The sequence below is a fragment of the Parafrankia sp. EUN1f genome (genome assembly GCF_000177675.1).
In the GTDB taxonomy this organism is placed as follows: domain Bacteria; phylum Actinomycetota; class Actinomycetes; order Frankiales; family Frankiaceae; genus Parafrankia.
The window spans coordinates 1-14,341 of sequence record NZ_ADGX01000022.1; the positions used below are offsets into that span (position 1 = coordinate 1).

The 14,341-nt window shown below is 62.3% G+C and carries 12 protein-coding genes; 4 read left to right on the top strand and 8 right to left on the bottom strand.

Features of this window, described 5'->3' with window-relative positions:
• The 3 genes from FREUN1FDRAFT_RS09040 to FREUN1FDRAFT_RS09045 form a co-directional block, all read right to left on the bottom strand.
• The coding region (locus tag FREUN1FDRAFT_RS09040) for a DEAD/DEAH box helicase (protein ID WP_006539699.1) at positions 1-481 on the bottom strand (481 nt) is incomplete at its 3' end.
• 159 nt (positions 482-640) lie between these two features.
• The gene (locus tag FREUN1FDRAFT_RS47380) at positions 641-763 is read right to left on the bottom strand and encodes a hypothetical protein (RefSeq protein ID WP_255348206.1); all 123 of its coding nucleotides are present in this window, start codon (positions 761-763) and stop codon (positions 641-643) included.
• A 77-nt stretch (positions 764-840) separates the two neighbouring features.
• Positions 841-1,242 (bottom strand): hypothetical protein, encoded by a 402-nt coding sequence (locus FREUN1FDRAFT_RS09045; RefSeq protein WP_006539701.1) that lies wholly within the window; start codon positions 1,240-1,242, stop codon positions 841-843.
• Positions 1,243-1,412: 170 nt separating this feature from the next.
• On the opposite strand from FREUN1FDRAFT_RS09045, the gene FREUN1FDRAFT_RS09050 reads away from it, so the two are divergent.
• The 3 genes from FREUN1FDRAFT_RS09050 (at position 1,413) to xerC (ending at position 5,569) form a co-directional block, all read left to right on the top strand.
• A complete protein-coding gene (locus tag FREUN1FDRAFT_RS09050) occupies positions 1,413-2,066 on the top strand; it encodes a TetR-like C-terminal domain-containing protein (RefSeq protein WP_006539702.1) in 654 nt (217 codons plus the stop codon).
• A 244-nt stretch (positions 2,067-2,310) separates the two neighbouring features.
• Positions 2,311-3,885, top strand: coding sequence for an NmrA family NAD(P)-binding protein (locus FREUN1FDRAFT_RS39610; protein ID WP_006539703.1), 1,575 nt, complete (start codon positions 2,311-2,313; stop codon positions 3,883-3,885).
• Between the two features lie 541 nt (positions 3,886-4,426).
• Entirely contained in the window at positions 4,427-5,569 is a 1,143-nt protein-coding gene (xerC, locus tag FREUN1FDRAFT_RS09060) for a tyrosine recombinase XerC (RefSeq protein ID WP_006539704.1), read from the top strand.
• A gap of 117 nt (positions 5,570-5,686) precedes the next feature.
• Here the strand turns inward: xerC and FREUN1FDRAFT_RS47955 are convergent, their stop codons facing one another.
• From FREUN1FDRAFT_RS47955 to FREUN1FDRAFT_RS41245, 5 genes are read right to left on the bottom strand one after another with little or no spacing between them, the layout of a single operon-like run.
• Positions 5,687-6,856, bottom strand: a complete 1,170-nt coding sequence (locus FREUN1FDRAFT_RS47955; RefSeq protein ID WP_006539705.1) for a DNA cytosine methyltransferase — start codon at positions 6,854-6,856, stop codon at positions 5,687-5,689.
• A complete protein-coding gene (locus FREUN1FDRAFT_RS41240) occupies positions 6,841-7,359 on the bottom strand; it encodes a very short patch repair endonuclease (RefSeq protein WP_083828629.1) in 519 nt (172 codons plus the stop codon). Before FREUN1FDRAFT_RS41240 ends, FREUN1FDRAFT_RS47955 begins: the two co-directional genes overlap by 16 nt.
• Positions 7,360-7,361: 2 nt before the next feature.
• A complete protein-coding gene (locus FREUN1FDRAFT_RS43620; RefSeq protein WP_157474526.1) occupies positions 7,362-7,964 on the bottom strand; it encodes a hypothetical protein in 603 nt (200 codons plus the stop codon).
• Positions 7,965-7,969: 5 nt separating this feature from the next.
• The gene (locus FREUN1FDRAFT_RS09070) at positions 7,970-9,643 is read right to left on the bottom strand and encodes a DEAD/DEAH box helicase family protein (protein WP_006539706.1); all 1,674 of its coding nucleotides are present in this window, start codon (positions 9,641-9,643) and stop codon (positions 7,970-7,972) included.
• Positions 9,640-12,030, bottom strand: coding sequence for an ATP-binding protein (locus tag FREUN1FDRAFT_RS41245; RefSeq protein WP_006539707.1), 2,391 nt, complete (start codon positions 12,028-12,030; stop codon positions 9,640-9,642). Before FREUN1FDRAFT_RS41245 ends, FREUN1FDRAFT_RS09070 begins: the two co-directional genes overlap by 4 nt.
• 579 nt (positions 12,031-12,609) lie before the next feature.
• Between FREUN1FDRAFT_RS41245 and FREUN1FDRAFT_RS09080 the strand changes: the two genes are divergently transcribed.
• Complete coding sequence (locus FREUN1FDRAFT_RS09080; protein WP_035951066.1) at positions 12,610-14,328, top strand: hypothetical protein; 1,719 nt, start codon at positions 12,610-12,612, stop codon at positions 14,326-14,328.
• Positions 14,329-14,341 lie beyond the last annotated feature (13 nt).

Sequence of the window (14,341 nt, forward strand, 5' to 3'; positions counted from 1 at the left end):
CGGCCTCGTCGAGGACCAGCATGCGCAGGCCGCCCAGATCGAGCGTCCCGCGTTCCAGGTGGTCGATAACCCGCCCGGGAGTGCCGACGACGACCTGCGCGCCGCGGCGGATCCCGGCCAGCTGCGGAGCATAGGCCTGCCCTCCGTAGACCGGCAGCACATGCAGGCCGGGCAGGTGGTGGGCATACCGGCCGAACGCCTCGGCGACCTGCAGGACCAGTTCCCGGGTCGGAGCGAGCACAAGCGCCTGGGTGGAGGTGCTGCGCACGTCGATCCTGGACAGGATCGGGAGAGCGAACGCGGCGGTCTTGCCGGTCCCGGTCTGGGCGAGGCCGACGACGTCACGGCCCTCGAGCAGGGCAGGGATCGTGCCCACCTGGATCGGCGACGGCACCTCGTAGCCGAGTTCGGTGAGGGCTCGCAGGACTGCGGTACCAAGCCCGAGATCATGGAACGTCGGCTGGTCTTCGGACTCGGTCACACCTGAGAATACGGTTCCGGCGCGGCAGCCCGTGAAACCGGCGCCCAGGCGACCGGGGCCGGCCCCCGCGCACCACCCAGCCGGGCCGAGGTGGCGCGGGTGCTGCGCCCGGCCGGGGTCACGCCGGCAGATCTGCCTGAAGGCGGGCAGGGCGGAGGGTTACGTCCGGCGGGTGACAGCGGCCGCGAGGACCGTCACACCGAGGCTGGCGGCAAGGCACTCCGCCGGTGTGCCGACGCCGTACTTCGCCATCACGCCGATGCAGGTCACGGGCAGAGGCAAGGGCACTTCTACTCCCAGCTCCGCGGAGAGCAGCTGGAGTCTCCGTCCCTGCCATCAGGGTGGACTTCGTACGCGCCTTACGGCGGACCAGCACATGCGGAAAGGAAAAGGCCCTCATCGATCTCCGCGGACCGATACTGCACGAAGCCTCGTTGCCATGCAGCCGCCTTCCCTCGCCAGATGAAGACCCCGAGCCGTAGGCCGGAGGGCATCCACTCGACGTCGGCAAGGTGGCTGCCAACCGGGTCGAGCCAGCCAGCGATGTCCTCGCCGTTGGATAGGACGGCGGACAGCAATAGTTGCTGGGCGGCGGGAATGCGCTGCTTCCCCCAGGTCGGCAGCAGCTCCAGACGGAGAACGCGCGGTCCCTCGGCACCGAGCAGGTGGCCCTCGTCGGTGACGAGGAGAACGAGATGGTCCGCGACGGTGTCGTCATGGCGAAGCGGGAGGTCGAACTTCTCGCTGGTGAGGACGAGCACGTCGCTTCCAGAATCCAGCTCCAGGCTCGTGGTCGACCAGCTCGGCTCGGCCGAAGATGCCCGATACCCGTAGACCGAGAGGGCTGAGGCTAGCTCGCGGGTGCCGTTCCACCTCGGCGCCCAGCGCTCGGCTGGGGACGATGGGAAGTGGATGCAGTACCGTCGCGCGTATGACCAGGCCGACCCGCCCCGCTGGACGCCAGCGTCCCGGTGGCGCCTTCGGGCCTGCCCGTGACGAGACGCGGAATGCTCGCATCATCAATGCGGTCTTGGACCTGATTGTGGAGAGCGGGTACGCGGATCTCACCATGGGTGCGGTGGCCGCGCGCGCGGGGGTGGCCAAGGCCACCGTCTACCGTCGGTGGGCCTCGCGCGAGGACCTGGTCGCCGACGCCCTGGAAAGCATCATGCTTCCTGCTGTCCCGGCGGCCGGGGTGGCGGCCGCCGGGACACTGCGCGAGGACCTTGTCGCCACACTGACCCACAGTTCCGCGTGCCTGCACCCCCGCGAGCGTCGCTTCTCGGCTGTGCTGGCCACCGCCACCGCCTCCCACCCCCAGATTGCGGACACGCTGCGTGAGCGGTACATCGCCGGGCAGCGCGAGGGAATCGTCTCCTGCCTTCGCCGCGCGCAGGAGCGCGGCGAGCTCACTGCGCAGAGAGTTGAGCGTCTACTGGCGCCGGGCCGGCTGGAGATCGCCGCAGCCGTCGCGGTGCTGGTCCTGCAGGAGGACCTGCTCGGTGCCGTTCTCGACGCCGAGGGGATAGCTCGCCTGGTGGACCAGGTGCTGCTGCCTCTGGTCGGCGGCACCCCCTCCAGCTGATCCCGATCACGGCGTTCCCAGCCGCGACACTCGATCACGTCCTGCACTGGTCCCGATGGCGAGGCCGCCACCACGCCAACGCCAGGACCAGCCACTGTTGACGCCCAGGCCACCAACCCGACTGATCACAAACAGCGGCTGCCGAACTAGGTACATGACTGACTCGATACTGTAGAGTCTCTAGTTGACGGGTTGTCGTGCCCGTTCACCGTTACGACGTGATCAACCGAAGGCAGGGCGTGCTGTGACACCCGAGAACAAGGCGAGAGTGCTGGTCACCGGGGCAACCGGGATGCAGGGCGGCGCCGCCGTCAAGGCGCTCCTGCGTGCGGGACACCCCGTGACCGCGTTCGTGCGTGATCCCTCTTCGGCCGCCGCTCAGGCGCTCGCCGTGCGGGGCGTCGCCCTCGCGACCGGAAACCTGAACGACGCCGCATCCCTGGAGGCTGCCAGCGCCGGACACGACGCGGTCTTCTCCGTGCAATTGGCGGGCGTTGACCCGGCCGATCCCGGCGCCGAGCAGCGCCAGGCCCGCAACATCGCCACCGCCGCCAAGCGAGCCGGCGTCACTCAGATCATCCACACGTCCGTGTCCGCGACCGGGTGGCGCAGCCAGCACCCGGACATCGAGCAATCCGACCTGTTGAAGGCGTACTGGGACGAGAAGGAGGCCGCGGAAGACGCGATCCGGCAGGCGGGCTTCGACCACTGGACCATCTTCAAGCCCGCCTTCTACATGAACAACTTCCTCCCGGCCAAGCGGGACCCCATGTTCCCCGAGCTGCCTCAGGGCAAGCTGGTCACGGCCACGAGCCCGCATACCGTGCTGGCGCTCATCTGCGCGGACGACTTCGGAGCAGCTGTTGCCGCCGCCGTGGCCGAGCCCGACAAGTTCCACGAAGCAGAGATCGAATTCGCCGGCGATGCGCTGACGCACACCGACATCGCAGACACTCTCTCCGGCCGCGAGATCACCGCCGTATTCGTCTCCTGGGAGCAGCAGGCGCTGCGTATTGGTGCACCCTCGGCGGACAGCCAGATCTGGAACGACCGTGTCGGCTACCCCGCACGCCCCCACCACGCCGCCCGCTACGGCCTGACCACGACAACCCTCGAACAGTGGACAGCGCAGCAGGACTGGCACATCCCGGCCGCCCGAACTCAGGCCGCCCCTCCAGCTCCACCGGCGCAGCGGTTGCGGGTGTTGGCCTGCGTTTTGTTCGCGATTTCGGATTCCACCTCGATCGGGTGGATTCGATGTTCACGAGTTCCGGACCCACCTCGGGCGGTGGGAGCATCAGCGGGTCCGGACGGGAGCCCGCCGATGCCCCTGATGTCGAAGGTTGATCTGTTCGCGGCGATCCGCCGGGACTCGCGCGGGGATGTCGGTGCGAGCGATGGCCGGCAAAATACGCCGTCAGCCGGCGCACGGTCCGCGCGGCTCTGGCATCGGCGTGGCCGACGCCGCGAAGAGCGAGCCACCGCGGGCGTCGAAGCTGGACGACTTCAAGGCGGTCATCGACGCCATTTTGCGCGCGGACCGGGACGCAGCGCGCAAGCAACGGCACCGGGTGAGAGGATCTACGACCGGCTCTTCGCCGAGCACGACATGCCCGCCGGCCACGCTGTCGTGTTCATCGGCGCTACCCGCAACTCCCTCGTCGTGCTCGCCCTCGCCCTCCCCGACCAGCTCACCGTCACCGTCGTCACCCAGACCCTCGTCGAGGCCGTGGGCAGGGTCGTCACATCCGTGCCGTCCCACAGCTTCGACAGCACCCACATACCGCCAGAGCGGCGGCGAAACGGCCTTCGACGATGAGGAGTATCCGTGTCGGGATGGCGCCGTGGATAGGTAGCCAAGTGGCTGCTATCCCGTTGCCACCCGCGCCGATGCTGCCCCCCGGCGGCAAGCCTGCCGCCGGCGGACGCGGTCGGCAATCCCTTGCTGTTCGAGCCGAAGCGTCACAGCCGGAGCGCAAACCGTGCGGTTCGCGCGACAGAAAAGGTGGTCGTCCGTCCGGGGCTCGAACCGGGCGTCGGCGCCTGACCTGCACCAATCTGGTAGCCGATGTTGAACGAGATAGATCGTAAACCGCATCACCGCAGGTCAGCGCCGTGATCAATAGGTTGGTGGGGCGGGTGGGGCTCGAACCCACGACCGACGGATTACTATTGATCATCTATCGGCGTCCGTCATAGACCCCCGAAACCCGTTGCCACTAGGGAACTTTGCTCCCGAACAGGAGCCAGCGACCTTCATCATCTAGCAAGATTCTTCTTGATTTCCGTGGGGTTTCCGTGGGGCTCACGGTACCGTCAGAGACACCGGCGAAGCGCCCAGAACGGACGGCGGTGACCTCGTGGCCAGGCCCTCACTGAACCTCGGGACCTACGGCAACCTGTACACGGCGAAGTACGGCGACGGCTACCGCGCACGCGCCCGGTACCGCGACTTCGACGGCCGCACGCGGCTCGTCGAACGCCACGCCAAGACCAAGGGCGCCGCCGAGCAAGCCCTACGCACGGCCCTACGGGACCGCGCCCGCGTCGACATCGGCACCGGCGCCATCACCGCCGAAGCGAAGGTCGCCGTTCTCGCCGAGGCGTGGTTCGAGTCCGTCCAGCGGCAGGACCGCTCCCCCAACACCACCGCCGCCTACCGGACGCGGCTCGACAAGTCCGTGATCCCTGGCCTCGGCGAACTGCGCATCCGAGAGCTGACGGTCGGCGTCGTCGACCGCTTCCTGTCCATCATCGCCGAGAAGCACGGACCGGCCGCCGCCAAGCAGACCCGCGCCGTCCTCTCCGGCATGTGCGGTCTCGCGGCCCGTCACGACGCCCTTGACCGCAACGTCGTACGCGACGCCGGACCGATCGCCGAGGCCACCCCCAAGGAACAGCCGCGGGCCCTCACCCTCGACCAGCTCCGAGAGCTACGCGTCGCACTCCGGAACGACCCGAAGGCCGTCGGGCGCGACATCCCCGAGTTCGTCGACCTCCTCATGAGCACCGGCGTCCGCATCGGCGAAGCCGCCGGTCTGACATGGGGCGCCGTGAACCTCGATGAAGGCTGGATCGAGATCCGCTCGACCGTCGTACGGATCAAGGGCCAAGGACTGTTCAACAAGCCGAAGCCCAAGACCAAGGCCGGCCACCGCCGCCTGCAACTCCCGTCCTGGATGATCCGGACGCTGAAGCAGCGCTTCGACAACCAGCCGGACGACGTGACGGTCTTCCCCGCTCAGCTCGGCGGACTACGCGACCCATCGAACACGCAGGCCGACCTACGCGACGCCTTCAAGGCCGTCGGTATGGAGTGGGCAACCTCCCACATCGTCGGCCGCAAGTCCGTCGCCTCAGCGATGGACAGCGCCGGACTGACTGCCCGCGCCGCCGCCGACCAACTCGGCCACCGCCAAGTCAGCCTGACCCAAGACCGCTACTTCGGCCGCAAGGTCGCCGAGACCGGAGCGGCAGCAATTCTTGAAGAGCTGGATACATGATGTCCGCCATAGCCGCCATCACACCCACCCAAAGCCCGAATAATCAAGACTATGTACCCGATAACACTCCCGAATTCGGAATGACGACTCGACCCATGGATCAGTTAAACACCGCGATCACAATCCGGTGTGGGCGCGGAGGGCGGACCCAATGGCGGCAGCGACGTCAACCGCGACCGCATTTCCAAGGACGCGCATGGCAGCAGTCCGCGTACCAGGAACCTCGTAATCATCCGGAAATGACTGTACTCGGGCACTCTCCCGAATAGTTAGGTAACGAAGCGATCCATCACGGAAACGAATCATTGCCTCTCCACCACAGACACCATGAACACCAGCCTTCAGGGTCTTAGCTGGCCAATCGAAGAGACCCCCCGTATGCCCCTTGTATGTTCTCGCCCCAGGAATGCCTTTATGGTTGAGAACCTTAGGATGCTCCTTGTCATCGATTGGATCAGGAAGACCCAGGAGCACTTCACGAGTAGTTTTCCACGCTGGCAGAGAGGAAAATTCTAGCTTCTCCTGACGAAGAGCCGCTATTCTACTCGCGAGTCTTACAGGACTCTCGCCTTCCGGCGCTAATCTGTGTCGCTCCCAGTACTCGCCAGTAATCCATTGATCCCGAAGAAGAGAGTCCCGGCTATGCGTGGGAGAAATCTCCGACCATGAATCCGCACCTCTGATATCCCATCGCATACCGACAAGAAAAACTCTCCGCCGCTCCTGCCCGACTCCCAGGTCTGCGGCGTTCACCAGCTGTCTGTATACATGATAGCGAAGGCCATCCGAATGCGACCGCCGTACTCTGGCATGGTGCTCCATCCAAGACTCGCCATCTCGCGGAGTAACCTCCGGGATCGCAAGCTGGTCAGAAATGTAATTGTAGTATGGGAGAAAGCTGGGCCGCAGGAGCCCAGGTACGTTTTCGAAAACAAACAATTTCGGGCGTAGGCGACGGACTGTCTCTATCGCAGACGGAAACATATTACGGACATCATTGTGACCAGCATGAGCACCGCTAATAGAAAACGGCTGACAAGGTGGACCACCCGCAACTAGGTCGATGTCGTCCAGCTCCAGGTTCTCGACATCCTCAAGCCAATCGAGGACGTCGGCCTCCACTACGCTTTCAGCTTTCCACAGCCACGGGTTCCGCGCCGCATTCGCTAGTAGTACATGGACTGGCCTAGGCTCCCGCTCAATGAGCTGCTCATGCTCGAATCCAGCGTCCCGCATACCCAGTGCCATGCCCCCGCCACCCGCGAAAAGTTCTACTGATCGCGGCATTTTCCCTCACCTGACCCATCAACCAATATCCCATTTGATTCCTCCGGCGACGTGGTCGACTGTCGCCGACGTGACGCAGCTTTGGAACGTACAAGCTGCTCGATTTCGTCAACTACGCTGGCAAGATCTGTCTTCAGCCGCGACTCGAAGACTCTATAAACGGTCCAATCCGCGTCTGCCAGATCCTGCGCAACACGCTCGTCACGAAGCATATTTCCAATAATCTTTGCCCGCCAAAATTCCGCATTATTCATTCGCTCAAACTGTGCTTCAAAAGAAGACATGCCGCGCACACGCCAGGAATTGCCATGCCAAAAATCGCCGTCAACAAACACGGCTACGCGGGGACCAGGAAAAACAATATCAGGGCGGCCCGTAACGCGGTATCTAACACGGAACCGGAGGCCGCGATGCCAGAGCGCACTACGAAGCACCATTTCGGGCCGCGTGTCCCGGGACTTGACAGACGACATAATCTTGCTGGTTATTTGAGGATCACGCATAGTCACTCTCCACTCATTCGCGGGAGCTCTCGGATGACTGTATGCCGTACCTCAATTCCAGCCTGCCCGCCTAGGAGGACGTGGCGTGCGATCTCTCCTTCGGTCAGCCTCTGGCCTTGGCGAACGGAAACAACGATCACGGGTGTCGGTCCGCCATCGATCCTGGCGTTCAGCCCAGCCCATATCAAAGCCCGAAAGTTACTTGGGTTACCCCAGATCAGAAGCTTCCGAGTCCGCCCGTCGGTGATCAGACATCGACTTGGTTTTTCTCGCAGCGATTTCGTGTTGATTGACCACTCGGGACCAAATTCCTGATGTACAAGATAGTCGGGTCCAGGAAGCCTCCGCGTAGCGAACTGAGCATAGGGGCCGATACCATGCCGTGCGCGGTCGTAGTTCTTCATCGGCACATCTTTGATCCATAGCCTTGCCCGTTCGCGTGGAACGAACTGTGCGAGAACCTCTCCGATCGTTGGATCATCAAGCCACCTGTTATAGGTAGCCGAGCGATCCACCTGCGTTAGGCCGTCCCAATCCAGCTCGTCAGCTCTACGATAGATCTCAGTGATAAGCTGGCGGCGCACGGCGTCCGGAAGATCACTCATGTGTTCTAGTCCGAAAAAACGTTGGGGTCGGGGAACTGGAGTTTTGCCTCATCCAGCGCAGTCTCCAGGCTCGCCGCATCCTTGATCCATTCCTGCATCAGATTCTCGACAGCACGATCACTGAATTCGAACCGAGTGCCCGTATTCGATAGTCTTAGGGTTTCTACTTCGTCAGCAGAAACCCGCTCCCGTAGATTGAGTACCGCAGCAATGCGCCGAATATCACTGACGAAATCCAATGCTTCGACGTGACTTTTCCCTTGACGTAGCCGAAGCCCTCGGCCTAGCTGCTGGACGAAGATACGACGGCTATGCGTCACGCGAGCGAAACAAATAATATTCACGTCGGGAACATCCACGCCTTCATTTAGGATATCGACCGCCGTGATGATCGGCGTGTCACCAGCGCGGAAGCGCATCAGACGAAGCTGTCGTTCCCTCCGGTGCAGCTCTGCATGGACTGCCTCAGCACCCTTCCACTGGGGAACTTGATCTAGGAGTATCGCCATCCGTTCGGCATGCTCAATAGTTCGACAAAACACGACTATGCGCGGATCGGGTGTTCGCTCGTAAGCTTCAATAAGTCTGTCGCGAATCGCTTCATCACGTTCGGCAACAAAGAGGCGTGCGTTCAGATCCTTAATCGCGTAGTTATTCCGGCTAGCGGCACGCACAAAATCCCAATCGATATTGTCCGCAAACAATCGATAGCGAACCTCGGCCAGAAAACCGAGACGCATCCCATCTTCGATACCGAGAGTGTATACCGGCTCACCAAAGCGGTGTCTAATATCATAGCGATCGCCCCGCCAGGGAGTTGCTGTAACACCCAGCTGGGGCACATCTGACAACAGGTCGAGCAGTTCTGCGAAATACCCATTCTCGGCGACATGGTGAGCTTCATCGACCACAACGAGATCAGGCCGATACCCACTTCGTACGTATGACAGCGCGCTAAAGACCGTCGCGCAGGTAATGCCCCGAAGGTCATCTGGTCGGTGATCGCCAGTCAGAAGCTGGGTTCGGGTACCTTTGCTGATATGAAACCAAAGAGCCCGCTCAAGCTGCTCGACGAGCTCTTTGGTGTGGGCAACAACAAGTATCCGGCCCGCCGCATGTCGGCTTAGGTGGCGGGCGATGACTTCGCCACCGATCACAGTCTTTCCAAGGCCGGTCGCAAGTACCAGCAACGCTCGCTGATGTTCGTCTAGCGCGTCTGTGACCCGCTGAAATGCCTCCGACTGGTATGGACGGAGCGGACGCTCAGGCAACCGGTTTAGAAAAGCTCGCTCCTCCCCGTAGAGCTGAACGAGTTCTTTACCGGACCAAAGTTCGACACGTATTCCAACACGCAGAAGTTCGTCTCGCCGACGAAGCACCGACGGGCCGAAACGAGAGTTCGTGACAACCGCAGCGCGATCGGCGCTGTAGTAATCCTTCGCTTTAACAACCTCGTCAACCGAGGCGGCGCCAACCGAGGCCGTAGATTTCCATTTCGTCTGGAACACCCATCGCTCTCCGTTACGACGGGCAAGAATATCGCCGCCTTGATCATAAGAGCCATCGATGTTCGTAACATCCGTAAATCCGAGGTGGAGTAGTACTCGCTCTACCTGACGGGTGAAGGCGATCGGGCCGACCTCTTTTAGGAAAAGCGGGTCTACGAAGGAAGATCTCACTGCAGATCCTCCGACCTGAGTTCTTGATCAAGCATGTCTAGCGTGAGCCGAGTCAACGAGAGGTCGAGTCGGCCTTTTGCATCGGTATTGACCACAAACTCAGCCAACGATTCAAAGCGTCTTGCGAGTCGCTCGACTTGCCGCGCTTTGGCATCATGGCTCGGCCAAGTTGACCAGGTCGTAGTGAAGACAACTCCGTCTAGCACTAGGTCCGGCCGGCTTCTGATGATAGCTGCAACTCCGCCTGGCCCTAGATGTGCGATAAATCGACCATCGGTTGTGGCCTCGGACCATACCAAGCTTGATTCGGTAGCCTCAGCATTCCGCTCGGCATATTCTTTCTCCGAGATCGGCAAGCAATTCCATAGAGCAATCGCATGCTCGCGAACGGCGACTACCGATGTTAGTGCTTCGCGGGTCCTCTGCAGTAGACCTTCGATACGTTGCCGCAGTGCCGAGTCGGTAAAGCGCTGATCGGGTAGGCGGCTTATGATATCCGCAGCGACATAGGCGAGCGGTTCGGTCGTTCTAGCTTGGGTGCGCATTGTTTCCGCCAGCTGCATAATGGCGTAATCTCGCGGGTCTCGCCCGCATTCCTTGAAGACTGGGTGGCGGCCATCAACAAAGATCTCTATTTTGTTACCTCTTGGGCTGCGGGCCAAGGTCGGGGTCTCACGGCCGTTTCCGTCCTTGAGAGGCTCCGAAGTCTCGTAGACAACGACCTCCCGACGGCCAAGGTTCGGCAACGCCACTTCATGGCACAGGTCAAGGAGGCGTCTGGCTGATGCGCGGTATCGATCAAATCTTTCCTCATCGGTTTCCTGGCGCGTAATAGGACCAGGACCGCTCGGAGAGGTAGAAGAAGATGCCCCAGTCAGCGATAGTCCTGTAATAGCCAGGATGTCATCTTGGGGGTCCGGTGAACTAACGTTGGGACGGCTAGTTCCCGCCGCCGTACTCTTTCTCGACGGCCGCTGGCCTACTCTTACTTCATCGTGGTCGACTGCAGCTTCAAACCATCGGGCATCAGTCCGATACTCCGGCAGTCCTTTATGGAAATCCCGGCCCCATTCCCGGGCGGTCTCGTGCAGCGCTCGCGCGCCGTCGCCCGGAATTAGATTACGCTGTCCCGGTTTGATATCACGAAATGCTCCGAAGAACCAGCCAAGGGGAGAGTGGTTCTCCGGGTAGTTTATTTCCTTGGCTTTTTTAGGCTGAAGCGGCCCATCGCCTCGGACGATGTCAACGGCCGTGCGCCAATCCGAAGATCCCCGTTCAAAATCATTTTTTTGATATGTTACTGGAACGTGGTCTAGGTGTATTTCGCCAACAAAGCGTCCACCGACGGTAGCTCCAAGTTCGATCGGGTATTCGGTCCACTCTCGTCCCGTGTCGGGATGTTCCCACTTAAAGAGAGATTTGTCTTTCAGGCGAATTTTCCGGCCGTTTCGCAATAGGTCGAAGCCGAAATCGCTCGTATCGAAGTAGCGCTGCAAGCCTATCCAGCCAAAAACTCGCCGCTCCCGGAGCTGCAAATTCTCACTCTGACACTCAGCACAGAAATCCGGATCCGAATGATGCCAGTAACCGCAGTCCATACAAGCCCAAGCAGGCTTAAGAGTCCTCTCAATTTTAGTTATTGCGGATACGTTTGCACCTCGATAAGTTACATACCGGTTTGCCGACCAAACACACGGGAGTCGCGGTTTGACACGATTATCATTGACGTAGAGCGCGAAACCTCGACCTACCAGCGCCGGCCCGGGAAGCTCCGGTACACTATCGGACGATCTCAGCATATACGAGTATACGTCTCCTAGTTTTTCTCGTATCTGAGAACCTGTTGCCTGTCGGCGTAGCGAGGCACGCGTTTCCGGCTTTAGTCTCCGTACCGTTACTTCGGTTCCGTGAATGGCGATGTCTGCTTTGGGTTGTCTGCTCAGCGGGACGCTAAAGCTGCCGGCCTTCTCCATCCGCCGAAAATCGATTTCGGCCACGAGCCAATCTGCGTCACCAGCCCTCGTTGTACGCACCTCGGTGAGCGTTCCAAGTCGGGCGGTGGCTATGTTAAAACCCATACCGAACAGCCCCAAGCTGCCATGCCGTGAGTTGTTCGTGTACCCAGCCCGCAGGGACCTTTCCAGGTCCTCTTTACCCATACCGCGTCCGGTGTCGGCCACGCATACGATTTCATCGCCCTTTGGCGTGGTGGGCTTAGGGAGAGTGACGCGTACGGTCGGAGGTTCCTGCGGGTCTCGTTCTTCATCCGCGATAAAATCGTCGAAGGCATTATCGATCAATTCCGCAAGGCACTGCCAAGGCTGATACGGAATATCTCCCAGGACCTCCAGCAGTCTGGGAGATGGAGTGAGATCAAGCTGCTCCATGAAGACCCCCATGCGGGCTCTGGATCAAGGCCCCTCCCCTACCGTGACGGACTCGCACCCGGTCGCAACGGGTGATACTCACCGGATCAAGCGCGCAGCAGATGTAAGCAAGACTACGCAGTCAATCACAAGCGGTCACGATCGTGAAGAAGTGGTCGATCGGTGGCAAACCGGCCGCCTGGCGGCTGTGGCCGCGGCAAGACCGTGTCCGACGCATGGGAGTGTGAGGTCAGCCGCACACAGACTCCGACACCCCTATAGGCCTGTGGCCTGGACCTACGGCCTGCCGTGGATGTTTGTAGATGGGACGTAGGGATCTCTTTGATTCGTCACGCGAGGCCGCCGGCCCTCGGCCCGGTGTCCAGGTGAGAATCCCGGGTATCCAACTCGGTCGGCCCTAGCCTGACCACTGGCCTTTCAGGCACACGAGAGGACTACTCGTGGAACACTTGACGACGGTGATGGAGTCGAGCATGCGGCGGGAGGCTGGTGTCGGCGAAGCGCAAGCTGGTGCTTCGATCCCTCGTGGTCGTGGTCGCTGCAGTCGGTGCGGTTGGGCTGTGGGCAGCCGGAGAGTCGGTGTCAGCGGCGAAGGCCGGTGTCTTATGGCAGCTCGGCTTGGGCCTGTTCACCGCGCTCCTGACCGCGCAGACCATCGTCTTCGCGGTCAGCGCGGACCCTGAGACAGTCTGGCCGTCCTTCCTCGACCTGGTGGAAGAGACCGGCCTCGTCCTCTGGCTCACGACAGGCACCTTCTCCGTGCTGCTGCCTGCGGCTGCGGACATCACAGGACGGGGTGGCCTCCTGGCCGACCTCAGTCTCGGTCTCGTCGTCGCACAGCTCATCTTGGGGATCGACTCGCTACAGGCGCTTCTGCGGGTGCTTGCCGGTGAGGGCCGACAACTCTTCCTTGCTCGTCTTGCGTCCGAGGATCTCAGGCGCGCCGCCCGCTCCGGTCGGCCAGTTCGGGTCGACCGGGCCCATGCGCTTGCCGGGTACTTGGGCGCGGTCGAGACCGCGATCGATAGCGCGGACGTCGCGGCCCTCGGACAGCGCATGACGGAGGTCGCCCGGCAGGCCCGCGACGACGAGCACGCCGAGGTCGCCCGATGGCGGTTGGCGTTGCTCACGTACCTGATCGAGCGGGTCGGGCGGGCGGTGCTTTACCACGACCTGACCGGCGATGCGGCACGCGTCGCGCTCCCCCATCTCATCGACGGGGCGTTGCACTCCAGCTACCGGCTCACCGAGCTGACCGGCACCGGAGCGGCGTCGGAAGATCACGTCAGTGAGGTCGAAGCCGCGGTCACCCTCGGCCAGGTCTGCCGTGTGATCGGCTGGCTTCAGCAAGCCGCGCACGAGCGGCTTCAGGAACGGCCGGACGACGTCAGCGCCCGACAGGTGATCTCATCGGTCGCCAAGGGCCGGCTACGGATCGTTCAGTTCGTCGATCCCGACCCGCCCGGCTTCTACCGGCAGGCAGAGGACCCGTGGCCGTACGGGTTGAGCGATCCTGCCGCGGTGTTGGTGTGGCTGTGGTCTATGTGCGAGTTCGGCGGGTCCTGGGTCGGCAGTGGCCTGTACGTACTCGCTGAGGTGATCACCGGTGAGAAGTTCTACGGCAACTACTGGAACGACGAATGCATCTTCACCGAGATCGAGCGGCGGATCGGTGCCGACGGTTCCCGGCGGCACCGCACCGAGGACGGGCGCGCCGCCGAGGTTGTCGCGGCGTGTGGAGGGCTGCAAACCGTCGCGCTGGAGCTGTGCGCGACCGTCATCGCCGGTCTACGGAACACCCGCTTCACCCCACCGGCCGGCTTCGAGCAGGACCCGACCTTCTCGACCGACCGGCGGTATCTGCGCTCACAGATCACGATGTTCGCCACGTACGACTGCCTGCCCGACCCGGACGGCGCGTTGAACTGGCTCTCGACCGCGCTGTCTCAGTTCCCGACCCAACGCTCGTTATGGCGCACTGTCGACACCGCGGTCTCCGCCGTCGGGCATCCGGGCACCCTCGACCTACACGGGCCGGACGCCCGGCCGGCCGCGACGACGCTAGCGGCCCTGTGCTGTCTCCAGATGCACCGGCCGGACGACGCCCGCGAGTTCGTCGATCGCCTGCCTGAGCCGCTCGTCGCCGGTGCCTTGCAGCTTGCCCGCTTCTCGCTGACCATCGACGGACCTGCGGAGCCGGTCATGCTCACCTGGTCGCCCCGCATGGCCGATCGCCTCGGCGACCGACCTGCACGGCGACAGGAACTGTTGGACATCATCGAAGCGATCCTCCGGTGAGCGCCGGTCCTAC

Coding starts and splice junctions, on each gene's coding strand:
- FREUN1FDRAFT_RS41240 (WP_083828629.1), bottom strand. CDS start 7,359: ATGCGTGATCCTCAAATAACCAGCAAGATTATGTCGTCTGTCAAGTCC.
- FREUN1FDRAFT_RS41245 (WP_006539707.1), bottom strand. CDS start 12,030: ATGGAGCAGCTTGATCTCACTCCATCTCCCAGACTGCTGGAGGTCCTG.
- FREUN1FDRAFT_RS43620 (WP_157474526.1), bottom strand. CDS start 7,964: ATGAGTGATCTTCCGGACGCCGTGCGCCGCCAGCTTATCACTGAGATC.
- FREUN1FDRAFT_RS09050 (WP_006539702.1), top strand. CDS start 1,413: ATGACCAGGCCGACCCGCCCCGCTGGACGCCAGCGTCCCGGTGGCGCC.
- FREUN1FDRAFT_RS47955 (WP_006539705.1), bottom strand. CDS start 6,856: ATGCCGCGATCAGTAGAACTTTTCGCGGGTGGCGGGGGCATGGCACTG.